Origin of the sequence: Paenarthrobacter sp. NPDC057355 (assembly GCF_042667405.1) — a bacterium.
Lineage (GTDB): Bacteria > Actinomycetota > Actinomycetes > Actinomycetales > Micrococcaceae > Arthrobacter.
This window is the reverse complement of sequence record NZ_JBHVAL010000001.1, coordinates 232391-256151: the sequence shown is the minus strand read 5'-3', so window position 1 is coordinate 256151 and position 23761 is coordinate 232391. Positions and strand designations below refer to the sequence as shown.

Genomic DNA, 23761 nt, shown 5'->3' with positions numbered 1-23761 from the left:
CCCTTTTGGTAATGGTTCCAGCGATGTCACTGGTGTTCTTGGTGCGGAGGAGGACGACGCGCAGCAGGCGGCTACGGAGCGAGAGGCGCGGTGGTGTGAGGGTTTCCATGGTCTATTCCTTGAAGGTGTGGTTCCCGGGGCCGGCCCTGTGCGAAGAACCGGAGGGCATGACGATGCGTGCGTTTGTCCCCGGCGGTACGGCTACCTCGAGCGTGAAAGTTCCGTTGTCGATATGCCAGTCGCTGGTTATGGTCCCGCGCACGGTTCTGAGGGTTCCGCGGGCCCAGCTCAGTCCGTGACCGGGCTTCGGTGCAATAGTGAAGTGCTCGTACCCGGGGTGGTGTTCGTCCGGGCGGATACCTGCGATGTACTCGTGCAGGAATGTGATGACTGCTCCCTTGGAGTAGTGGTTCAGTGACTCGTGGGGCGTTCCGTCCTCGGTGATTCCTTCCCAGGACTCCCAGATGGTTGTGGCACCGCGGTCGAGCATTGCCATCCAGCTCGGAGCTGTGTCCTGGTAGAGGAGTTCGTAGGCGATGTCAGTCCGGCTCTGGTCTGCCAAAACGGGCAGGAGGAAGGGTGTGGAGAGGAACCCCGTGGATAGGTGGATGTCCTTTTCCCGGATGAGGTCGACTAAACGCTCGACGGCGTTTGTGCGAAGGTCCGCGGGAACCAGCCCAAAGGCGAGTCCGCGTACGTAGTTGGCCTGCGATTCAACCCGCAAATGCCCTTCGGGGGTGAGGTATTCCGCGCGCCAGGCTTCTACGGCGTTGGTATGCAGCTCACGGTAGTGGTGGGCGAGGTCATCTTTGCCGAGGACTCCGGCGGCTTTCGAGACGATGTCCGCTGACCGGGCCAAGTACGCTGTCGCCACGATGCCTTTGTCCCCCGCGAAATCGAAGACTCCTCCGGGTTCTGCCCATTCTCCCCAGTGGAAGCCTGAGTCCCACAGGAATTGCTCGTGCGGCGCAGGGTGGGGTCGGCTTTTCTGGCGGGATGGGTGTCGCCCGCTGGCCGCGGTGCCAGCGATGTAGTCAACCCACCGTGTCATCGTGTCGAAGGTTTCATGAAGAACTGAGGTGTCCCCGTACGTTACGTACAGTTGCCAGGGCACGATGGTGGCTGCGTCGCCCCAGCCGGCGGATCCGTCGAAGGAGAACGGGATGGCGGGGTTGTGGACTACGCCGGTGTTGGGTGCGACGTTGGTGATGCATCCGCTTGGAAGCTGGTCGTCCGACAGGGATCGGAGCCACTTTCTGGAGAACCCGTAGACGTCGTCAAGGTAGGCGGCGCTGCGTACAAAGATTTGGTAGTCCCCGGTATATCCCCATCGTTCACGCTGTGGGCAGTCGGTTGGTACGTCGCAGGCGTTGGAGCGCCAGCTGGCCTCGGCAATCCGGTGCAGCTGATTCAGCTGTTCGTCGCTGCACTCAAACGTCCCGGTGACGGTGAGGTCTGTGTGCACGAGGACTGCGGTGATGTCTCCGGCGTCGAGGTTGTCAGACAGGCCATCGACGGCGACGTACCGGAATCCGTGCGTTGTGTGGCGTGGTTCGAACACGTCACCGGCCTGCCCGCGGGAAATGACGGTATCGGTTTGGCCTGTGGGCAACGGGTTGGGGTCCGGATACGGGGTATAGGCCAGGTGCGCGGTGGTCAGGTCACCGGTAGTGGGATCGAGGGCTTCTCCGTGAGTGAGTGTGATGGTGCTTCCTGCCGGACCGAGCGCGGACAACCGCACCCAACCGTTGAGGTTCTGACCGAAGTCCACGATCTGCCGGCCACCGGAGAGCCGGGTGACGGCGACAGCGGGGTATTCACGGATGCGTCGCACCGGCGGGGCAGGAGAAAAAGCCAGTCGTGACCGGTCAAGGGTCAGAGGGTCGTCAGCAATCCGCGCAGCCTGCCATGCGATGTCGTCCATTCTGGTGAAGTCGACGGTTTGCCCGTCCATGAGGTCCGCGGAAGTGATGGCGCCGGTGCCGCTTTCCCAGTCGGGTCCGGTGGCAACGATGACGCTGTCTGCTGTTGTTTCGGCTTCGAGCTGTGCGATGACTGCGGTGTGGGTTCCGAAGTTGTCGGGGACCCGGCTGGGGCCGGTCCGTCCACGGAACCATCCGTCGCTTAGGACCAGCCGCAGTTCATTCACGCCGGTCTTCAGTAAGTCGGTGACCTCGTGGTGTTGCACGTACAGAGTCTTGGCGTAGCTGGTCAGGCCGGGTGAGAGTTCCTCGTCGCCAACACGGAGCCCGTTGATGAAGGCTTCATAAATTCCGTGAGCTGTCGCAGCGAAGGTGACATGCCGTGGTGCCTCCTGAAGGGTGAAGGTGGTGCGGAATTCGTAGGCGGGGCGCGCCCCGGCCGGCGGGACGGTGTCTTCAGCGGCCTGGATCCAGGTCGCTTTGGCCAGAAGGTCTTGGGCAGTGGCATCAATCAGGTCAGTCAAGGGCGTACTTTCTGCAAGAAACTCATAGCTTTGCGTTTTGTCAGTCAGCTACATGGCCTCGGCCGGCTGGCGGCTGAGCGTGAGGAGTTGGTCCAGCGCTTCGGGCGGCAGGGCACCGTTGAGGAAACCGACGAATTGCTTCATCGGCATGGATTCGACCATCCGCATGCTGGCCTGGTTGGCTGCGGCTGCCGCTGCCTGTTCTTCGGACATGGACGCTGTCATTCCCTGCATGAGTGCCGGGCCTACGACGGGGTGGCCGAACCATTCGCCAACCGGGGAGTCCATGCTGAGCTCGCGGGTTATGGTGTCCCCCGCCAGACGGATGGTTGTTTCAGCTTCCACGGTCCCGGCGTCCAGACCAATCTGGATGACGTAATCACCGGCCGCGGCCACCCAGCGACCCAGGGGTTCGTCGTAGTACGCGAAGGACCGGTGATCCATTTCCAATTCCACTGTCGTGCTCTGTGAAGGCTCCAGGTGCACCTTGCTGAAAGCCTTCAATTCGCGGGCCGGACGCCGCACGGGGCCAGCGCTCGTACCCACGTACAGCTGGATGACGTGCTGACCTGCCCGGTCCCCGGTGTTGGTGACGGTCACCCTGGCCCGGGCTGAGGAGGGCCCGGTAACGTCTACCGCAAGGCTGTCCGTGCGGAACGTGGTGTAGCTCAGCCCATGCCCAAAGTGGTACCGGACGGGAACTCCGGCGCTGACGTAATAGCGGTAGCCCACGAAAACCCCCTCACCGTACCGGACGCTCAGCTGTTCACCCGGAAAGTTGAGCCAGCTGGGGTTGTCCTCAAGCCGCAAGGGAATCGTCTCAGCGAGGTGGCCGGAAGGGTTCACGGCGCCAAAAAGCACGTCGGCGATCGCAGCCCCGCCAGCCTGGCCCAGAAGCCACCCTTCGACGATCGCATCTACGTCGTCGTGCCACTCCTCCAGCGTCACCACGCCACCGTTGGACAGGACGACGACGGTCTTCGGCGCCACCGCAGCGACGGCCCGGATCGTCTCGATCTGTTGTGCCGGCAAGCCCAGGTGTGTGCGATCAAACCCTTCTGATTCGTCCTCTTCAAAGAGGCCGGCAAAAATGATGGCTACGTCGGAAGCCGCCGCGTTCTGGACCGCTTCTTGAAGCAGTGCGGCCGACTCATGGTCTGTGCTCCCTGGGGCGAACCCGAACGCATAGGTGACCGTGCCGCCGTCGTGAGCCGCATACTGTGCGATGGCTCCCAAGGCTGCTTCTTCCTCGGCGGCGTTGATGTGCGAGCTACCGCCAGCTTGGTAGCGTGGCGACGTGGCAAAATGCCCGATGACGGCCAACCGGACGCCAGGGTCCAGGGGCAGTGCGTCGCCCTCGTTCCTCAGCAAGACGATGCATTCCTGAGCGAGCTCGCGCGCCAAGGCATGCCCGTCCTCAACCAGCGGGGTTGACCGGTTGGCGTCCGACGGCCGGGTGGCCAAGTCGAGCACGCGGGCCACGGCACGGTCGACGTCGTCGATATCCAGTGTTCCGTTCTCAACGGCCTCAATAATTTCGCGGTCGGTGACTCCTCCGCTGCCAGGCATCTCAAGATCAAGTCCGGCCGTAAGAGCTGCCACCCGGTTGTATACAGCGCCCCAGTCGGAGATCACAGCTCCCTCAAAGCCCCATTCATCCCGGAGCAGTTCGGTGAGCAGCCAGCGGTTCTCAGACGCGTAGACGCCGTTGATCTTGTTGTAGGAGCACATCACGGTCGCGGGTCTGGTTTCCTTGACGATCCGCTCGAAGGCAGGCAGGTAGATTTCCCGCAGGGTGCGCTGATCAACCTCGACGCTGATCCGCATGCGTTCGGTCTCTTGGTTGTTGGCCACGAAGTGTTTGACACTGGCCCCGACGCCTTCGGCCTGGAGCCCGGTGACATGGGCTGCTCCGAGAATTCCGGAGAGCAACGGATCCTCTGAATAGTACTCAAAATTCCGTCCGCACAAAGGAGATCGTTTGATGTTCACGCCAGGCCCCAAGGCGACAGAAACGCCAAGACGGCGACCTTCTTTCCCCACCCCCGCTCCGAGCTTCCCGGCAATCGAGGGGTTCCAGCTGGAGCCCACGGCCACGGCCGGCGGAAAACAGATGGACGGCTCGCTGTAGTGCAGGCCGAGGTGGTCCTCCCCTTGCAGTTGTCGTCGGATCCCGTGTGGTCCATCGGTCAGAACGATGGCGGGGATGCCTGCATCCGGTAGTTCTTTGGTCTGCCAGAAATTTTCCCCGGACAACAAGGACGCTTTTTGCTCAAGGGTGAGGTTGGGTGTGTTGGCGCTCATGGAGCTCTCCTAGAGTGTGGTGGCTGTTCAGCCAGCGGCTTCGGTCAGGGCTTGTTCCAGATCCAGGCGGAACTCTTCTGAGGCACCCGGAACGTACTGGAGCATCACCGTCAGTGACATGGCATCGGCTCCGGGTCCGTTGCCGTCGATGGGGATGCCGGGGAGGTGGGCTGCGAAAACCCGCGTGAGCGCGTCCCAGGTGGTGATGTCCCTCGACAATTCAGCCAAGGGCGTGTCCATAGTGAAGTCCGGGCGGGCGCCATAGGATTCCGGCAGCTGGTACTCCCAGTGGTGCCCGCCTTCGCCAACGTTGATTGTCCTGCCGGACGGATCCAGTGGCAGGATCACTTCGGCCTCGGCACCAGCCGGAACATGGACTTCCAGGCTCATGGTGTCGGATTCGATTCGCCAGGAGACCTCGACGGCACCCAGAACGGTTTCGTGCCGCGCGGAGGCGTGCGTCAGACCGCCACCGGGACGGGGTTCAATCCGGATGCGGCTCCAGCCCGGGGCCGCTGCCTGAAGCCCCGCCACCACGCGGTACAGCCATGAGGTCACGGCGCCAAAAGCATAGTGGTTCAAGGAGGTCATGCCTGAGGGGTTCACAGTCCCGTCCGGCCGCACCGAGTCCCACCGTTCCCAGATGGTCGTGGCGCCTTGGGTGACCGGGTAGAGGAAGGACGGGCACTGCGTCTGGGTCAGTAGCTTGTAGGCTTCGTCGACGTGACCGGTGAGTGTCAGCGCATCGGTCACGTGCGGTGTTCCCGCAAAACCCGTGGAGATCGTGAAGCCTGATTTGCCCACCAGCTGAGCCAGTTGATTGCCGGCGTGGCTCATCTGGTCCGCGTTCAGGATGCCGAAACAGATTGCGAGGGCATAGGCCGTGGCTGATTCGTTGACGATCCTTCCGGCGGCCGTGACGTACTCCCTGCGGAACACGTCGCGAACCCGCTCGCTGAGCGCGCGGAAGTGCGCCGCGTCGGCTTCTTTTCCGAGGATCTCTGCAGTGTCGGCCATTTCCTTGGTGGTTTTACAGAAATAGGCAGAGGCAACCAGGTGCCGGTCGGTTTTTCCGCCTGCGGGATTGTCATCTGGAGCGTCAGGGTCCAGCCAGTCGCCGTATTGGAATCCGGTGCTCCACAGCCCGTTTTTGTCCAGCAGGCCTTCGACCTGACGGACGAAAGTGGTCATGGATTCGTAGGACTCTTCCAAGATCGATGCGTCTCCGTACTCTTGGTACAGGGTCCACGGGAGGGCCACGGCCACATCGCTCCACAGCGCCGTTGGGGACGAGGGGTTCGAAAGGATGTCCGGGACAACCCACGGCACAAAGCCCTTCTCGTGCTGCTCCGCGCGGAGGTCTGCCAGCCAGGACCCCAGCACTCCCCGGACGTCGTGCAGGAGCACAGCCGTGGGCCCAAAAGCGTGAAGGTCTCCGGTCCACCCCAGCCGTTCGTCACGTTGCGGGCAGTCAGTGGGAACACCAACAAAGTTGTCCTTCATGGACCAGACAGTGTTTTCGTGCATCCGGTCCACCAACTCATGGGAGGAGGAGAACCAGCCTGTACGGGCCATGTCGCTGTGAACGACGACGGCGGTAATGTCGTCCGCAGAAAGCTCACCGGGGTAGGCGGTCACCTCGGCGTACCGGAAACCGTGGAAGGTGAAGCGCGGTTCCCACTCCGTTTCTTCCGGTCCGGCAAGGATCCAATGGTCCGTAGCTTTGGCGGTGCGGAGGGTTTCGATGTTGAGTGCACCCGCGGGTGTCAGGAGTTCTGCGTGCCGGATGGTGATCGTGTCACCCGCCTTCCCACCGCGGGAGCGCAGACGGACCCAGCCTGAAATGACCTGGCCAAAGTCCACAAGGATCTTGCCGTGGGCTGCGGTGACGGTTTTCGGCGTGATGTTCTCAATGCGTCGAATAGGTGGCGCCGATGGTTCAAACAGTGTGTTCAGGTCCCAGTCGAATGCCTTGGCACTGCTCCATTGGCTGTCATCGAATCCGGGCCGGGCCCACCCGTCGCTCTCCAGGCGCGCGTCAAAAGTCTCGCCGTCGTAAATGCTGTTGGCGCGGACCCCTCCGGTGGAGACTCGGAAGTCTGGTCCCGAGACGACGTGCTCCGTGCGGTCTACGTAGTGAAGTTCGATCTCCAAATAGAGCGCCGGCATGTCCGAATAGAAATGGCTCTTATTTTCCCAGCCTAAGCGTCCCAGCGCCCAGCCTTGGCCCACCACGGCGCCTACCGAGTTCTCGCCGACTGCGAGGAGATTCGTGACGTCGTAGCTGCTGACGGCGAGGCGGTTCCGGTAGGAAGTCCACCCCGGCGCCAACACTTCGTCCCCCACCCTGGTGCCGTTCAGATGCGGTTCCACCAGCCCTATCGCCGTTGTTTTGAGAATGGCCTTGGTCAGTCCCTGCGCGACCTGGAAGTCCTTGCGGAAATAGAGTGCCGGGTCGTCCAGTTCGCCGTTGAGGAAGTCCGAGGTAACGAATTCTGCGTGCCAGGTGGTTTTCATGGAATGTCCTTGTGTATCGGGAGAATGGTGGGGTGGGCCGCTGATGCGATGGTCAGGCGGCCACCACCTGGGCCAGGAACTTGTTGTGCTCAGCTTGCCGTTGATAACTGGCAGAGTCCGCGGTGCATGTGGGGCACCAATGGCCGGCGGTCAGGACGAGCTTGGGGCTGGCGGTGAACTGGTGACCGCTTCCGCAGACCCATTCAAGCGGCGCGGTGGTTTGTCCCTGCTGGACGTCAGCACTCAACAGCGTGCCGCCGCGGAACACTGCTGCGTCCCGGTAGTCCCTGGCTGACCACGCCGACGCGGGCTTGTCCTCGTCGTAGCCGTGGTCCAGATAGGACGGGGTCCGGGAAGGGGCGGGTGGTGTGAACGTTGACCAGTCACCGATGGCGCGCCACTCCTGGAAGCTTCCGAAGTGTGCGTCCACCTCAGGCTTGTTTTTGGACCGGATCGCAGCCATCGTTCCCCGGGGCTTGTGCGCAAGCGGTTTCATCACCAGGTGCTTAATGATCCATCCCGGTATTTTTCCGGCGTTCCTTACAGCGGATGGCGCGGCCGCGATCGCACGGCCCAAGGCGGCGTCGAAAGTATCCTCCCGGAATGGAACCAGTTTCTGGAGCCGATCGCTGTCGCTATACCACTGTCCGTGGAAGTTTTTCAGCGCGAACCAGTTGCGTTCATACCAGGTCCTGATGTCCTTGACACCCATGGCTCCGGCGATGGCGGTCTGCAACTGCCAGTTGGTCAACCGCCAGCCCTCTCCCCCACCGATGTTGTAAATCCCGCCCCACACTTCGTCGGGAACGTCGACTTCGCATAGATTGGCCAGAAGGCGGGCAGAATCTTCCGCGGAGGCCCATTCCATCACTCCGTTGAAAGGAGAATGGGTCATGATGGGGTCGCGGATCTCCAGCATTCCCGGGTGGAAGATCCCTGTTTGCCGCAACCACACCCACGTCGGCAGCCCGGACTCCACCAGCTCCCTCTCGGCAGTCACCTTGCTCTGACCGTAGGCGTCGAACCTGGACACCTTCACCGGGTCACCCACCCGGCCCCAGTGGAACGGAGGGTTACGGTTACCCGTCTGCGCCACGGAACCGACGCCTACCACCCGGATCCGGCCCGGATCTGGCTGGGCCTTCACCGCACGGATGACATTGCGCATACCACCGACGTTGACCCTGGTGGCCAGCTCCGGATGCTCGTCCGCCAGAGGCGAGACCACCGCGCCAACGTGCAGCACCACGTCCGTTCCCTCAACACATGCAGCCACCGTGGCGTAGTCGGTCAGGTCTCCCCAGACCACGTTGAGGTTTTCCATGCCGGAGAACCCCGCGATGATCGCTTTATCCTTCTCTCCAGGCAGGACAAGCGCGGTGACGGTGATGCGGTCTGAGCGCAAACCCAGCTCCCGCAGGGTTGCCCTCCCCCAGTTTCCGGTGGCTCCCGTGAGCAGGACTTTGGTGCGTGGTTCGGTGGTGCTCAATATTTCAGTCTCCTGTTTGCGGTGAAAAGTGGCTGTCGGTTTTCAGCTGCGCGGGATGTCAGCGAACGGAGCGGATCCGCATGATGACTGCTCCGCCCAGCAGCACGAAACCGGCTGCCACTAGGAACAGCAGGGTGTAGTTCTTCTGGCCCCCGGTTGCTCCGATGGCCAGGAAGATCGGGGCGATCAGTGGCGCAGCCGACTGAGGGATTGACGTCGCGAATCCAGTGATGCCCATGAAGCGGCCGGCGTCGGTGCTCTTCTCAGGCAGGACGTCGAGCAAGAGAGCTTGGTCTACGGCGGCAAACATGCCGATGCCCACCGAAGTCATCAGGGAACCTGCGATGAGGAGTGCAAGATCTGCCGAAAAGGCCATCGTGACCATGCCGCTGGCCATGAAGATCCCTCCTACCAGGACGAAGGCCCGACGACGCTTAAGACGGTCTGACAGGAACCCGCCGCCCAGTGCGCCCGCGGTCGTGGCCAACACGCCGGCACCACCCAGAGCTGCGATGATGCCGCCGACCTGTTCAACAGGGATACCCATCCGGCTGGCGAAGAAGAACGCAGTGAAGGTCGTGTTCAGGGTGAGGCCGAAGTAGAAGAGGAAGCGTCCGAGCCAGTTCCACGAGAAGTCCGGGTACTGGCGCGGGTTGTAGATGTACTTGCGCAGCATGGTCGCCGGGGTGAGGGTTTCGGCGAAGATCATGCCGCGGCTGTCAGCCTCGTGGATGAACAGAACAAACAGCGCCACCAGGGCAACACCAACCGCACCCGGAATCATGAACAGTAACAAGGGGTCAGCGGCGAATCCGCCCGCAATGACAACACCGAAGACAGGCGCAATCTGGGTGGAAAAGCCAGTCAGGCCTGCAACCTTGCCGCGCTGTGATTCAGGCAGCCGGTCCGCCGTCGAAATCTGGAGGTTGCTCAGTACCTGGCCCCAGCCCAGTTGGGCGAGGATCCAGCCGGCCCCCAGGATCAATACATTGGGGGCGTACGCCATGACCAGGAGCGAGAGAACACCCAGCAATGTTCCGGCGATCATGAAGGGCCGACGGCGACCGATCCTTGTTCTGGTGCGGTCACTGGCCATTCCCAGAAAAGGGCTGGTGAGCATGACCACCAGGGCGCCGGCGCCGGTGATGTAGCCAAGGAATTCCTGATTCCCGGGTGCCAACTGGTTCACCCTGATGGCGAGGGAAATAGCCAAAGGGGTGATGAACGCGACAAAGACGCCGAACTGGGCCAACACCATCAGCCAGATGTAGCGCGCGCTGACCTTATGCATATCGTTTGCCGCGACAGTCGGGGGCAACTCGGACTCGACTGCCACCGATGGCGCCAAAGCACCCGGGACACCAGCGCGAGATTCATGCGGATTCATACAGACTCCATTGTCAAGAGAAGAAGTGAAGTGGACCACTAGCCCGCGCTAGTGATTGAAACGATGCTAATCTAGGTCAACTAGCCCGCGCAAGTAGTTGGGCTGACGACTTCGAGACTGGAGTGCTTGTGCCCACTGACACGCCAACCCGCCGAGTGACGACGTACGACATCGCCAAGTCCTTGGGCATCTCGCGGGCTACGGTGGGCTTTGTCCTGAACAACACGGCGGGCCAAACAATATCCGAGGCAACACGTACCAAGGTCCTGCAGGAGGCCAAGCGCCTAGGCTATCGCCGGCACTCCGCGGCCCGCACCCTGGCCAGCGGGCGAAGCAATATTGTTCTCCTCGTCCTTCCGGACTGGCCCCTCGACTTCAGCCTTCGCCGGAATATTGAAGAAGCTTCCTTGACACTGGATCAGGCCGGCTACACGTTGGTCACGTACACGCCGCACCCCAGCGGTCAAGCCCGCCCCCTGTGGGAAGCCATCCAACCGGACATCGTTCTTGCCTTGACATCATTCACGGCCGAACAGACCCAAGCCATCACGGCTGCGGGTATCAAGCAGTTGAAACCTGACGCCAATGACGTCGGCGCAGAGGCCTACACGGACAACGGCCCTGTCCTCCAACTCGAGCACCTGGCGGAGCTCGGGCATACTGTCATTGCTTACGCAGGCCTCAACGACCCCAAAGTTGCAGATCTGGTGGAATCACGGCTGCATCGCGCGCAATCTGCAGCCGACGCGCTGGGTGTTCGCCTCGTCCACGGACCCAGCATCGACCTGACAGAGGAAACATCCATAGCAGCACTCAACGAATGGCGGGACGACGGCGTCACGGCAGTTGCCGCGTACAACGACGACGTGGCTGCTTCCGTCACCGGGACGGCCCTGCGCGCAGGCATCCTGGTACCTGAAGAGCTGTCCATCATCGGAATCGACAACACGCCGCTTTCTTCCATGTTCCAACCACGACTATCAACAATAGACGTCGACACCGCAGGACTGGGCCGCTACCTGGCACGTCTCGCACTCAGTGCGATACAAGGCACGCCGACACCGGAAGCCGGGCCGGAAATGCGGGCGACTTTGGTGCAGAGGGCCTCTACCGCTCCTCCCCAACGGCACTAGCCTTCCCCTCAGGCTAAGGCAGCCGCGGACCTTGCGTTCTGGACAGATGACGTGGGGTCGATACATTCATTGACCACGGCCTGAGGTCTGAAGTCATGTTGCCGTGACCACGCGTCGCGATGAAGAGGCGGGTACCCAGACACAACGCCAGTCGGCGCGCACCGCCGTCGGAGCTTTAGCTGGGTGATTTGACTGACTTCATGGTGAACCGTGAATGCACTTTGAGGATACCTGGCAGCGCCATCACCCGTTCGCTGAGGAAGGCCTCGTAGGCTTCCAGGTCGTTGACCGCGACCCGCACGAAGTAGTCCGGTGAGCCGAACATGCGGTGGATTTCGGTGACTTCCTCGAATCCGGCCATGGCTGCCTCGAAAGCGTAGACCGTCTCCCGATCGAAGGCCTTCAGGTCGACGTCGAGAATCACCTCGAACCCGCGCCCGAGCGCGACGGCGTCAACCACCGCCCGATACCCGCGGATGGTCCCCGACTCCTCAAGCCGCTGTACCCGGCGCAGGCACGGACCCGGCGTCAGGTTCACCTTCTCCGCCAGATCCACGTTGGAAATGCGCCCATTCAAACTAAGCTCACGGATTATTGCGCGATCAATACGATCCATCCACCAATATTGCCCCTACACCCGCTGATCAAGCAATCTTGGCAATCGCGTACCAGCCGTGTTCCGGGACCATGGAAGACGTGAACCACACCGCCACCCTCACCGCACCCCCGGGCCACCCCATCAAGGCCGGCCTCAAAGACTCCTTCGCCGCCGGACTGGGCATGTTCCCCCTCGGCATCGCCTTCGGGCTCCTCGTCATCCAGTCCGGCCTGCCCTGGTGGGTGGCCCCAGCCCTGTCCATCGCGGGATTCGCCGGATCACTGGAACTGTTGCTGATCGGCATGATGACAGCGATGACACCCCTGGGCACGATCGCCCTGACAACGCTGCTGGTGAACTTCCGGCACGTGTTCTACAGCTTCACCTTCCCCCTCCACGTCGTGAAGCACCCGCTGGCCAAGACTCTTGGCGAGCCCCCTTACCTCCAGCACAGTCAACGTCGTTGTTCCTCCCTGCAGTACGTCTTTTTCAAGATGTATTTCGAAAGCCCCGGGGAGTGTCCCGACCGTGACAGGCGTCACTGGGCATGTATTCGAGTATGAGATGAAACACAGAGGGTAACGACGTCCTTTGGACCACACTTAAGGCCGGTTAGCTGTCCCGCAAAACATAAGGCGCGACAGACGTAAGTCCCGGAGCGGAGCTATCCGCGCGTAAGGTTCGACAAAACTCGGGTCAGGGTAGAGGCCTAGGGCGTGTCTCCTAAAGCTGTCAGCCAGATGCTGATTGCTCGGAGGATGGCTCCGCCGCGGTAGGTGAGGGCGAGTTTGTCGTAGCGGGTTGCCAGGGCTCTCCATTGTTTGAAGGTGTTGAAGTTCCGTTCTACGACGTTGCGGCCTTTGTAGTCCTCTTTGTTGAATCCCGGGGGCCAGCCGCCGGTGGAACCCCGTCGTTTCCGGTGGCCGATCTGGTCGGAGGGCTGCGGGATGACGGCGCCGATGCCGCGATCCCGGAGGTGGGTTCGGATGGCTCTGGATGAGTAGGCCTTGTCGCCGCGGACGCGGTCCGGGCGGGTCCGCGGCCTGCCCGGACCGGAACGGTGGATCTTCAGCTGGTCCATCAAATGCGTGAACATGGGGGCGTCTCCGCACTGGCCGGGGGCGACCAGCAGCACCAAAGGCCTGCCCTTGCCGTCGACCAGGGCATGGATCTTCGTGCTCAATCCGCCGCGGGAACGACCAATGGCATGGTCCTCGGGTGCATCAAACAGATTCATGTAATTCGACCGGGCCCCCTGTGGGGCGAGGAAGGTTCGTGCCATGCTGATGGGCGCGATTGACCGTCGAGTCCACCGAAACGGCCCAATCGACCTCGCCCCTGGCGTCAGCTTCCGTGAGCAGCCCGGCCAGGATTTTGTCCCACGTTCCGTCGCCGCTATAACGCCGGTGACGCTTCCAAATGGTCTGCCACGGACCAAACTCAGAAGGCACATCCCGCCAAGCAATCCCGCACCGATACCGGTAAATAATCCCCTCGACTACCCGGCGATCGTCCCGGAAAGGACGACCCCGACGCTCATCAGAGGACGGCAACAACGGCTGCACGCGGGCCCACTGCCCATCAGTCAAAGCAGAAGTACGAGACACCCATCAAGCATCCCCGATCCACCCACGCAGTTTTAGGAGACACGCCCTAGTCCTGCAGCGTCTGGACCCTCGAATGGCTATGCCACCGTTGGTTGGGAAGTCATGTTGCCAAGAACTGAAAGACCAATGAAGAGGTGAACACTCCGAAAACCCCGTCAGGAGGACCCCAAGTGTTATCTGCTTTAAGTGTGGACATTGTCCACACCCCCTTTGGCAGGACAAAGCGGACTGCAACCACGACGACTTGCAGCACAACAAGACCGGATTCGAGAAGAAACCCTCATCGTGATCCCGAAAAGTCATGTCGTCACCACAACCACTGCCCATGAAGTAGTGAGCGGCCAACAGGGGCCGCCGGAACACCCCCGAAAGGACAGCAAATGACCCCACAACCCAGCAAGCGGAGCGCCCCATCGCCAGGACGCTGACCCCGCTGCCCCACCCAAACTGAACAGGCCGCACCCGGCGGCCAGGCACCATCCGGGACGATGAGGCAGAGGCACATGTCAAGCTTTGTCCACACTTAAAAGCAAAAGCCCCTCCGAAGAGGGGTCATGCCGTGCCCGAGGTGGGACTCGAACCCACACACCTTTCGATACCGCATTTTGAGTGCGGCGCGTCTGCCAATTCCGCCACTCGGGCGCGGATTACCGGGACGTTAATTCTCGCTGACAGCTCTCATTTCTGTGAGCAACGCGATCCGTTCCCAGCACGCGAAACTACTCTACATGCAGATAGGCTGATTCAAAGAACCGGACGCGCTGGTGCAACAAAAACATGCTCCGCAAGCGTCCCCACTAAGATGGACTTGAACCCGCCGAACCTTTCCAAGGAGATCCCGTGACCGAACAGACGGAGTCCGCACCCACAAGCCAGCCGGCCCGACGCGTTGTCGTAGCCGAGGATGAGACCCTCATCCGCTTGGACATTATTGAGATCCTGAAGGGCGAAGGGTACGACGTCGTCGGAGAGGCCGACAACGGCGAAAAGGCCGTGGAGCTGGCCGAAGAACTCAAGCCTGACCTTGTTCTGATGGACGTCAAGATGCCCGTGATGGATGGCATCTCGGCCGCCGAGAAGATCGTCAAGGCCCGCATCGCCCCCGTAGTCCTCCTGACCGCGTTCAGCCAGAAGGAACTGGTGGAGCGTGCACGCGACGCCGGCGCCATGGCGTACGTCGTCAAGCCGTTTACCCCCGCCGATCTCATCCCGGCCATCGAAATTGCCCTCTCCCGCCACGAGGAGATCAAGGCACTTGAGAACGAGGTCTCCGACCTCCAGGAACAGTTCGCTACACGCAAGCTTGTAGAGCGCGCCAAGAGCCTCCTGACCACCAAGATGGGCCTTACGGAGCCGGAGGCCTTCCGCTGGATCCAGAAGACCTCCATGGACCGTCGCCTCAGCATGCGTGAGGTTGCAGAGACCATCATCAATCAGGTCAACTAGCGTCCCGCGAAAGAAGGGCGGCTTCCTTGGGATGCCGCCCTTCTTTTTTGTTGTTTAAGAATGAAGAACCAGGCTGGCTGCCTTTGGCGTGAGGCCGGCCGCCCTGACTTTATCCGAGGCCGGCGGGTTCCTGGTGGCCATCGCCCTCGACGATCCGGCCGGCCACGGGCTTGCTGGACAGGCCAACTTCCCCGGCATCGGGACCTGTTGACGTGGCGGCAGCGACAGCATCATGGTCATCCGCTTTGGAATAAGCGTGCCGAAGATGGACCGGCTCGATGGATTCGCCTGACAGTTTTTCCTGGCGCCGCTTGTAGGTGAGGTTCAGGGCTTCGACGACGATGGCGAAAGCCATCGGGCCGTAAATGAGGGCTTTGTCGATCTTGACCTCGAAACCGTCGGCAATGAGGAAGGATCCAATCAACACCAGGAAGGCCAGTGCCAGCATCTTGACGGTGGGGTGCCGGTTTACGAACGCGAAAATGAACTTCGCGGAGAATAGCATCACGCCGAACGAGAGCAGGACCGCAGTGACGATGACAAGGAGGTTATCCACCATCCCAACAGCGGTGATCACCGAATCAAAGGAGAACACCATGTCCAGCATGATGATCTGGGTCAGCACGGCAGCAAACGTCACGGTGCCAATCCGGCCAGGGCCGTGGGACGGGCGTCCTTCGAGTTTCTCGTGAATCTCGGTGACTGCTTTGTAGACCAGGAACAGGCCGCCGAAGATCAAGATCAGGTCCCTGCCGGAAAAGCCCTGCCCGAAGAGCTCGAACAAGTCACTTGTCAGACTGATGATCCACGATGCAGCGAACAGCAGCACGATCCGCATCAGCATCCCCAATGTAAGGCCGAGGTTGCGGGCTTTGGCCTGCTGCTCCACGGGCAGTTTACTGGCCAGGATCGAGATGAAGATGACGTTGTCCACGCCCAAAACTATTTCCAGCACGAAAAGGGTTGCGAAAGCAATTGCCAGGTCAGGTGTCAGTTCAAATACTAAGTCCACTTAGCAATTGTAACTGACGCCGTTTTTGACTCCTGCTGCTTCCATTGCGTCCTGAAAATTCAGCCATGACTGACACCACAACGGGAACGAAACGGGCCCCGCCAAATGGCGGGGCCCGTCAAATGGCGGGGCCCGTCAACGCAAAACCAGGAATTATGCCTTGGCCTTGGACTTCTTTTCCGGCCACGGACCAACGGGTTCCTTGCGGGAGCCGTCATCGGTCTTGGATGTGTCGGCGAGGTCGCCTACCTTGTGGACCTTCAACGAGTTCGTCGAACCGGCCTGTCCGGGAGGGGAACCGGCAGCGATGACGACGAGGTCGCCTTCGTCCACGAGATCCATTTCCAGCAGGCTCTTGTCCACCTGTGCGGTCATCTCGTCGGTGTGGCCGACGGAGGGCACGAGTACCGGCTGGATGCCCCAGGTGAGGGCCAGCTGGTTCCACACGTGCTCAACCGGCGTGAACGCGAAGACCGGCTTGACCGGGCGCAGACGCGACAGGCGACGTGCCGAGTCACCGGACTGGGTGAAAGTACAGATGTACTTCGCATCCAGCTGGTCGGCGATTTCGACGGCGGCACGGGTGATGGCGCCACCGCGGGTCTTGGGCTTGGTACCCAGCGGGGGGACGCGTTCGAGCCCGTGGACCTCGGTGGATTCGATGATCCGTGCCATGGTCTTGACGGTTTCGATCGGGTACTGGCCTACAGACGTTTCACCCGAGAGCATGACTGCGTCGGCGCCGTCGAGAACTGCGTTGGCGCAGTCGGAGGCTTCGGCGCGCGTCGGACGCGGGTTGTCGATCATGGATTCGAGGACCTGGGTTGCCACGATGACCGGCTTGGCCCAGCGGCGTGCCAGTTCGATGGCGCGCTTCTGGACAATCGGCACCTCTTCGAGCGGCAGTTCGACACCGAGGTCGCCACGGGCAACCATGATGGCGTCGAACGCGTCGATGATCTCGTGGAGCTGCTCCACGGCCTGCGGCTTTTCGATCTTGGCGATCACGGGCACGCGGCGGCCTTCTTCGTCCATGATCTCGTGGACGCGGGTGATGTCCGCAGCGTCACGAACGAAGGACAGAGCGACCAGGTCAACGCCCCGCTTGAGCGCCCAGCGGAGATCGTCCTCGTCCTTTTCGCTCAACGCGGGGACGTTGACGGCAACGCCGGGCAGGTTGATGCCCTTGTTGTTGGAAACCTTGCCACCGACGGTAACAGTGGCAACAACCTTGACGTCGTCCACCTCGATGGCACGCAGTGCCACCTTGCCGTCGTCGATCAGCAGCGCGTCGCCAACGTTGACGTCTTCGGTGAGGCTTTTGAGCGTGGTGGAGCAGATGTCCTTGGTGCCGGGGACGTCCTCAGTGGTGATGGTGAAAGTGTCGCCAACGGCCAACTCGTGCGGACCGTCAACGAAGCGGCCAAGGCGGATCTTGGGGCCCTGGAGGTCGGCCATGATGGCCACGGGCTTGCCCAGTTGAGCCGCAGCCTTGCGGACATTCTCGTAGGTGTTGTCGTGCACGGAGTAGTCGCCGTGGCTCATGTTCATGCGAGCAACGTCGACGCCGGCCTCCAGCACCGCGAGGGTGTTGTCGAAGCTGGAGATAGCCGGGCCGAAAGTTGCCACAATTTTCGCGCGTCTCATATACCTACCCTAAGTAGTTCATGCTGATTGAGTAAAAGATCAGTTCCTGCCGGCGCTATAAGACCGCTATCGCCCGGTCGGTGGGGGCGACCGGTGCCGGGAGAATGGTGCTTCCCATCAGGAACTTGTCCACTGCGGCCGCACATGCACGGCCTTCCGCAATGGCCCACACAATCAGAGACTGGCCACGTCCGGCATCGCCGGCAACAAACACTCCCTCAGTGTTTGTCATGTAGTAGCCGTCGCGGGCCACGTTGCCCCGACCGTCGAATTCTGCGCTGACTTGCTCCGTGATCCCCGCCGGCTCAGCGCCGGTAAAGCCGAGGCTCAGGAACACCAGGTCAGCCGGAATAATCCGCTCCGTACCCGCCTTGGGCAGGCGCTTGCCATCCACAAACTCTGTTTCAGCAACCTTGACGCCGGTGAGCTTGCCGTTCTCCCCCACGAACTCGACGGTGGACGCAAGGTAGGTGCGTTCGCCGCCTTCTTCGTGGGCACTGGCCATTTCGAACAAGGTGGGGAAAGTCGGCCACGGCTGGTGCGCGGCACGTTCCGACGGCGGCTGCTTACCGATGGCGAGAGTCGTCACCGAGGCTGCCTGGTGGCGGTGGGCGGTGCCGATGCAGTCAGCACCGGTATCGCCACCACCGAGGATGACAACGTGCTTGCCGCGGGCGTCGATGTGGTTTTCGGGGCTCTCCCCCGCGACGACGCGGTTTGCCGGGACCAGGTACTCCATGGCGAAGTGCACGCCGTCAAGATCGCGGCCCGGGATCGGCAGGTCGCGAGGGACGGTGGCCCCGGTGGCGACAACAACGGCGTCGTAACGGCGGCGAAGCTGCTCCCAAGTGACATCAGTTCCCACGGCGACGCCGGTCCGGAAGCGGGTGCCCTCGGCCTTCATCTGCTCAAGGCGGCGGTCAACCTGTTCCTTCTCCATTTTGAAGTCGGGGATTCCGTAGCGGAGCAGGCCGCCGATCTTGTCGTCGCGCTCGTACACTGCAACGGTGTGGCCAACGCGGGTCAGCTGCTGTGCCGCGGCAAGACCTGCAGGTCCCGAACCAACGACGGCAACGGTCTTGCCCGTGAGGCGCGTCGGCGGAAGCGGTTGGACCCAGTCGTTGTCGAACGCCTGGTCAATGATGGAGACCTCAACCTGCTTGATGGTCACAGCCGGCTGGTTGATGCCCAGCACACACGATGCTTCACAAGGGGCCGGGCACAAGCGACCGGTCCACTCAGGGAAGTTGTTCGTCGCGTGAAGACGCTCAATCGCTTCTTCACCCTTGTCCCGCCATACGAGGTCGTTCCACTCGGGAATGAGGTTGCCCAGCGGACAGCCCTGGTGACAGAACGGAATGCCACAATCCATGCAGCGGCCGGCCTGGCTCTTCAGGACACCCTTTTCCTGTGCTTCGTACACTTCCTTCCAGTCCATGATGCGGACGGGAACGGGACGGCGTGGCTGCGTCTCGCGCTGCCGGACTTTCAGAAATCCGCGTGGATCAGCCACCGGTTACCTCCAGGATTCGAGACCATACTTCTTCGCCATCGGGGTCAAGGCCCTCTTCGATGGCGTCGAGACGGGTTTGCAGGACTGCGGCGTAGTCGCGCGGCAGTACCTTGGTGATGCGGGCGGCGGTGTCGTCGAAGTTTTCGAGCAGACGGCCGGCCAGGACGGATTCGGTTTCCTCAACGTGCTTGGTGAGGAGGCCGTGGACAATGTCGCGGTCCTCGGCGTCGAGCTCCAGGAGCTGGAGTTCGCCGGAATCGAGGGCGAGCTTGTTGACGCGCTCAGGCTGCAGGTCCAGTACGTAGGCGGTGCCGCCGGACATGCCGGCGCCGAAGTTGCGGCCCGTACGGCCGATGATCAAAGTCTGGCCACCGGTCATGTACTCGCAACCGTGGTCGCCAATGCCTTCGACGACGGCGGTCGCACCGGAGTTGCGGACCAGGAAGCGTTCGCCAACCTGGCCACGCAGGAACATCTCGCCGCTGGTGGCACCGTAGCCGATGACGTTGCCGGCGATCACGTTGCGTTCTGCCTGGAACACGTTGGTGCGGTCCGGACGGACGATGATGCGCCCGCCGGACAGGCCCTTGCCCACATAGTCGTTGGAGTCACCGAACATGCGCAGCGTGATGCCGGCAGGCAGGAAGGCGCCAAGGGACTGGCCGGCGGTTCCGTTCAGGGTCACATCGATCGTGTCCGTGGCCAGTACGTCGGTACCGAAGGTCTTGGTCACCACGTGGCCGAGCATCGTGCCCACGGAACGGTCCGTGTTGATGACGTCCAAGGTGATCTTGACGGGCATGCGGTCGCTGAGCGCTTCCTGCGCCATGGTGATCAGCCGCTGGTCGAAGTGCTTGTCCAGCTCGTGGTTCTGGCCGGTCATGTTGCGCAGCGGCACGTCGTCGTCGAACTCCAGCCCGTGCAGGATGGGATCCAGATCCAGGCCTTCGGCCTTCCAGTGGTCGATGGCTTCACGGGTGTCCAGCACTTCGGCGTGGCCGATTGCCTCTTCCAGGCTGCGGAAACCAAGCCCGGCAAGGATTTCGCGGACTTCCTCTGCGAGGAACTCGAAGAAGTTGACCACGAACTCGGGCTTGCCGGTGAAGCGTGCACGCAGTTCAGGGTTCTGCGTGGCCACGCCCACCGGGCAGGTGTCCAGGTGGCAAACGCGCATCATGATGCAGCCTTCAACCACCAACGGAGCTGTTGCGAAGCCAAACTCTTCGCCACCGAGCAAGGCAGCGATGACAACATCACGCCCAGTCTTGAGCTGGCCATCGACCTGGACCACCACGCGGTCGCGCAGGCCGTTGAGCATCAGGGTCTGCTGGGTCTCGGCCAGGCCGAGTTCCCACGGCACACCCGCGTGCTTGAGCGAGTTCAGCGGCGAGGCGCCGGTACCGCCGTCGTGACCTGAAACCAGCACGACGTCGGCCTTCGCCTTGGTCACACCGGAGGCCACAGTGCCGATCCCGACTTCCGAAACCAACTTCACGTGTACCCGGGCCGAAGGGTTGGCGCGCTTGGCATCGTAGATGAGCTGCGCAAGGTCTTCGATCGAGTAGATGTCGTGGTGCGGGGGTGGTGAAATCAGACCGACGCCGGGGGTCGAGTGACGGGTCCGGGCCACCCAGGGGTAGACCTTCTGGGCCATCAACTGGCCACCTTCACCGGGCTTGGCGCCCTGTGCCATCTTGATCTGGATGTCGTCGGCATTGGTCAAGTAGAGGCTTGTGACACCAAAGCGGCCGGAAGCGATCTGCTTGATGGCCGAGCGGCGCTCGGGATCCAGCAGGCGGTCAACATCCTCGCCGCCTTCGCCGGTGTTGGACTTGGCCCCCAAACGGTTCATGGCAATCGCGAGGGTTTCGTGCGCTTCCTTGGAGATGGAGCCGTAGCTCATGGCTCCGGTGGAGAAACGCTTCACGATGCTGGAAACCGGTTCCACTTCTTCCAGCGGAACGGGCGGGCGGACGTCATTCTTGAACTTGAGGAGCCCACGCAGGGTCATCAGGTTCTCGGACTGGTCATCAACGCCCTTGGTGTAGGACTTGAAGATGTCGTAGCGGCGTTCGCGGGTAGCGTGCTGCAGGCGGAAAACCGTCTCCGGGTTGAAGAGGTGCGGTTCACCGTCGCGGCGCCACTGGTACTCGCCGCCGCCCAGCAGCGGCTGGTGCGGGTGTTCGATGCCACCCTCGGGGTAGGCCATCTGGTGCCGGGCAGAAACTTCCGCGGCGATGACGTCGAGGCCGACGCCACCGAGCTGGGAGTGCGTCCCGGAGAAGAATTCGTCCACAAGTTCCTGGGACAGGCCCAGCGCCTCGAACGTCTGGGCGCCCGTGTAGGAAGCCACGGTGGAGATGCCCATCTTGGACATGATCTTCAGGACACCCTTGCCCAGGCCCTTGATGAGGTTGTAGACGCCGTCTTCAGCGGTCACACCCGTCACGTCGCCGTTGGAGATCAGCTGTTCCACCGACTCCATGGCCAGGTAGGGGTTCACGGCCGATGCACCGTAACCGATGAGCACGGCAACGTGGTGCGTCTCGCGGACGTCACCGGCTTCGACAACCAGCGCGGTCTTGGTCCGGTTTGCGCTGCGAAGCAGGTGGTGGTGCACAGCGCTGACCAGCAGGAGCGAAGGAATCGGTGCCCACTGCGCGTTGGAATCACGGTCGGACAGCACGACGTACTGCACGCCACGGTTGATAGCACCGGAAACCTGCTCGCAGATCTCGGTCAGGCGGGCACGCAGGGCCGCTTCTCCGCCCTCGGGGCGGTAGAGGCCGCGGACCTTCATGGCGATGCGGTCGCCGTCGGGGCTTTCAATGTTCGCGATCTTGGCGAGCTGGTCGTTATTGATCACGGGGAACGGCAGGGAGATCTGGGGCTGGCGAACCTGCTTGCCATCCAAAAGGTTGCCGTTGGGGCCAATGGCGCACTTCAGGGAGGTGACCAGCTCTTCGCGGATGGCATCCAGCGGTGGGTTGGTGACCTGGGCGAAGGACTGCACGAAGTAGTCGAACAGCAACCGCGGGCGCTTCGAGAGCACGGCAACGGGAGTGTCCGAACCCATGGCACCCAGAGGCTCGGCGCCTGTACGGGCCATCGGTCCAAGCAGGATCTTCAACTCTTCGGTGGTGTAACCGAAGGTCCGCTGGCGGATGTTTACCGAGGCGGCCGTGTGGAGCACGTGCTCACGCTCGGGAAGTTCGTTGATGTCGATCAGGTTGTCCTTGAGCCATTCGGCCCACGGGTTGGCTGCTGCGACCTCGGCCTTGACCTCGGCGTCGTCAATGATGCGGCCGGCTTCGGTGTCCACCAGGAACATTTTTCCGGGGGCAACGCGGCCCTTCTTGACCACGTTGGAGGGCTCAACCTCGATCACGCCAACCTCGGAGGCGAAAATGATCAGGCCGTCTTCAGTGATCCAGTAGCGTCCCGGACGCAGGCCGTTGCGGTCCAGCGTGGCTCCAACGAGGCTGCCGTCAGTGAAGGACACGGCTGCAGGACCGTCCCACGGCTCCATGAGCAGGGAGTGGTACTCGTAGAAGGCACGGCGTGCCGGATCCATGGTGGCGTGGTTCTCCCACGCCTCCGGGATCATCATCATGATGGAGTGCGTGATGGGGCGGCCCGAGAGCCACAGGAGCTCAGCCACCTCATCGAAGGAAGCGGAGTCGGAGGCACCCGGGGTGCAGATGGGGTACAGCTCTTCCGGGGTGTCACCCAGAAGGGGACTTGCCAGCTGGGACTGGCGTGCGCGCATCCAGTTGCGGTTGCCCTTGACCGTGTTGATCTCGCCGTTGTGCGCGATGGTGCGGAACGGCTGGGCCAGCGGCCAGGACGGGAACGTGTTGGTGGAGAAGCGCGAGTGGACAATGGCGAGCTTGGTCTTGAAGCGCTTGTCCGAAAGGTCCGGGTAGAACGGCTCCAGCTGGGCCGTGGTCAGCATGCCCTTATACACGATGGTGCGGGAGGACAGCGACGGGAAGTAGACGCCGAACTTGTTCTGGGCGCGCTTGCGGATCCGCCAGGCACGGGAGTCGAGTTCGTTGTGCTCAAGCTGCTCGCCGTTTGCGGCGGCGAAGAACGGCTGCGAGAAGTAGGGCATGCACGCACGCGCCATGGCACCGACGAGGTCTGCCACTACGGGAACCTCGCGCCATCCAAGGACCGTCAGGCCTTCATCGGCAGCCAGAGCCTCAATGCCGGCCTTCGCCGTTGCAGCTTCACGGGCTTCAGCAGGCAGGAAAGCGGTACCCACAACGTACTGGCCGGGTGCGGGCAGTTCGAATTCGGTGACGGCCCGGAAAAACTCGTCGGGGACCTGCATGAGCAGGCCCGCGCCGTCGCCGGTTCCTTCGTCGGCGCCCACGGCGCCGCGGTGTTCGAGATTGCGGAGGGCGGTCAGGGCCGCCTCCACGATGTCGTATCCCGGTTCCCCGCGGAGCGTGGCGATAATGGCCAAGCCGCAGGCGTCCTTCTCCTTATCAGGGTTGTAAAGACCCTGGGCCTCCGGGAGCGCAGCGAAGCGCTTGAACGGAGACATGGCACCCTGTGGTTCCATATTTTCGGACCAGCCGGGGTTATGAAGATGGGTCATGGGAGACGTCCTTCCTCGAGATCGTGCGTATGGAAGGGACAACGTTGGCCCCACCT

14 protein-coding genes and 1 tRNA gene are annotated in these 23761 nt (G+C 62.1%); 3 read left to right on the top strand and 12 right to left on the bottom strand.

Translation table 11 applies throughout. The annotated features are described in order from the left end of the window. Positions 1-112: 112 nt before the first annotated feature. Genes ACFUOZ_RS01210 through ACFUOZ_RS01190 form a run of 5 tightly spaced genes read right to left on the bottom strand, consistent with a single transcriptional unit; the run spans position 113 to position 10143 of the window. The gene (locus tag ACFUOZ_RS01210; protein WP_377543833.1) at positions 113-2446 is read right to left on the bottom strand and encodes a family 78 glycoside hydrolase catalytic domain; all 2334 of its coding nucleotides are present in this window, start codon (positions 2444-2446) and stop codon (positions 113-115) included. 48 nt (positions 2447-2494) lie between these two features. Further along, positions 2495-4750 carry a glycoside hydrolase family 3 C-terminal domain-containing protein gene (locus ACFUOZ_RS01205; protein ID WP_377543830.1) on the bottom strand — a complete coding sequence of 752 codons (2256 nt, stop codon included), beginning with the start codon at positions 4748-4750 and terminating at the stop codon, positions 2495-2497. A gap of 27 nt (positions 4751-4777) precedes the next feature. Beyond that, positions 4778-7267, bottom strand: coding sequence for a family 78 glycoside hydrolase catalytic domain (locus ACFUOZ_RS01200; RefSeq protein WP_377543828.1), 2490 nt, complete (start codon positions 7265-7267; stop codon positions 4778-4780). A gap of 52 nt (positions 7268-7319) precedes the next feature. Further along, a complete protein-coding gene (locus tag ACFUOZ_RS01195; protein WP_377543825.1) occupies positions 7320-8756 on the bottom strand; it encodes an NAD-dependent epimerase/dehydratase family protein in 1437 nt (478 codons plus the stop codon). Positions 8757-8814: 58 nt separating this feature from the next. Continuing rightward, complete coding sequence (locus ACFUOZ_RS01190) at positions 8815-10143, bottom strand: MFS transporter (RefSeq protein WP_377543822.1); 1329 nt, start codon at positions 10141-10143, stop codon at positions 8815-8817. A gap of 128 nt (positions 10144-10271) precedes the next feature. Between ACFUOZ_RS01190 and ACFUOZ_RS01185 the strand changes: the two genes are divergently transcribed. Further along, positions 10272-11276 carry a LacI family DNA-binding transcriptional regulator gene (locus ACFUOZ_RS01185; protein ID WP_377543820.1) on the top strand — a complete coding sequence of 335 codons (1005 nt, stop codon included), beginning with the start codon at positions 10272-10274 and terminating at the stop codon, positions 11274-11276. 175 nt (positions 11277-11451) lie between these two features. Here ACFUOZ_RS01185 and ACFUOZ_RS01180 read toward each other — a convergent pair whose 3' ends face one another. Further along, on the bottom strand, positions 11452-11892 hold the full coding sequence (locus ACFUOZ_RS01180) for an Lrp/AsnC family transcriptional regulator (RefSeq protein ID WP_377543817.1): 441 nt from the start codon (positions 11890-11892) through the stop codon (positions 11452-11454). Positions 11893-11972: 80 nt separating this feature from the next. Between ACFUOZ_RS01180 and ACFUOZ_RS01175 the strand changes: the two genes are divergently transcribed. Next, positions 11973-12437 carry an AzlC family ABC transporter permease gene (locus ACFUOZ_RS01175; RefSeq protein ID WP_377543815.1) on the top strand — a complete coding sequence of 155 codons (465 nt, stop codon included), beginning with the start codon at positions 11973-11975 and terminating at the stop codon, positions 12435-12437. A 146-nt stretch (positions 12438-12583) separates the two neighbouring features. Here the strand turns inward: ACFUOZ_RS01175 and ACFUOZ_RS01170 are convergent. Together ACFUOZ_RS01170 and ACFUOZ_RS01165 are read right to left on the bottom strand one after the other, a co-directional pair. Then, positions 12584-13481, bottom strand: a protein-coding gene (locus tag ACFUOZ_RS01170; RefSeq protein WP_377543813.1) for an IS5 family transposase whose coding sequence is annotated in 2 segments (ribosomal slippage) — positions 12584-13129 and positions 13131-13481 — 897 coding nt in all. Because the reading frame shifts where the segments join, the coding sequence is not laid out codon by codon here. A 560-nt stretch (positions 13482-14041) separates the two neighbouring features. Continuing rightward, a tRNA-Leu gene (locus ACFUOZ_RS01165) sits at positions 14042-14123 on the bottom strand. A gap of 198 nt (positions 14124-14321) precedes the next feature. Here ACFUOZ_RS01165 and ACFUOZ_RS01160 point away from each other — a divergent pair. After that, positions 14322-14927, top strand: coding sequence for an ANTAR domain-containing response regulator (locus ACFUOZ_RS01160; RefSeq protein ID WP_144658605.1), 606 nt, complete (start codon positions 14322-14324; stop codon positions 14925-14927). Positions 14928-15036: 109 nt separating this feature from the next. On the opposite strand, the gene ACFUOZ_RS01155 is transcribed toward ACFUOZ_RS01160, so the two are convergent. The 4 genes from ACFUOZ_RS01155 to gltB form a co-directional block, all read right to left on the bottom strand. Beyond that, positions 15037-15939 carry a TerC family protein gene (locus ACFUOZ_RS01155; RefSeq protein ID WP_377543811.1) on the bottom strand — a complete coding sequence of 301 codons (903 nt, stop codon included), beginning with the start codon at positions 15937-15939 and terminating at the stop codon, positions 15037-15039. Positions 15940-16092: 153 nt separating this feature from the next. Further along, on the bottom strand, positions 16093-17586 hold the full coding sequence (gene pyk, locus ACFUOZ_RS01150) for a pyruvate kinase (RefSeq protein WP_377543809.1): 1494 nt from the start codon (positions 17584-17586) through the stop codon (positions 16093-16095). Positions 17587-17641: 55 nt separating this feature from the next. Next, positions 17642-19099 (bottom strand): glutamate synthase subunit beta, encoded by a 1458-nt coding sequence (locus ACFUOZ_RS01145; RefSeq protein WP_377543807.1) that lies wholly within the window; start codon positions 19097-19099, stop codon positions 17642-17644. Continuing rightward, positions 19092-23705, bottom strand: coding sequence for a glutamate synthase large subunit (gltB, locus tag ACFUOZ_RS01140; protein WP_377543805.1), 4614 nt, complete (start codon positions 23703-23705; stop codon positions 19092-19094). The genes ACFUOZ_RS01145 and gltB overlap by 8 nt, the downstream gene beginning before the upstream one ends. Positions 23706-23761 lie beyond the last annotated feature (56 nt).

Excerpts from the sequence above, each read along its gene's own strand:
- ACFUOZ_RS01205 (WP_377543830.1), bottom strand. The coding sequence starts at position 4,750 with ATGAGCGCCAACACACCCAACCTCACCCTTGAGCAAAAAGCGTCCTTG.
- ACFUOZ_RS01200 (WP_377543828.1), bottom strand. The coding sequence starts at position 7,267 with ATGAAAACCACCTGGCACGCAGAATTCGTTACCTCGGACTTCCTCAAC.
- ACFUOZ_RS01190 (WP_377543822.1), bottom strand. The coding sequence starts at position 10,143 with ATGAATCCGCATGAATCTCGCGCTGGTGTCCCGGGTGCTTTGGCGCCA.
- ACFUOZ_RS01180 (WP_377543817.1), bottom strand. The coding sequence starts at position 11,892 with ATGGATCGTATTGATCGCGCAATAATCCGTGAGCTTAGTTTGAATGGG.
- pyk (WP_377543809.1), bottom strand. The coding sequence starts at position 17,586 with ATGAGACGCGCGAAAATTGTGGCAACTTTCGGCCCGGCTATCTCCAGC.
- gltB (WP_377543805.1), bottom strand. The coding sequence starts at position 23,705 with ATGACCCATCTTCATAACCCCGGCTGGTCCGAAAATATGGAACCACAG.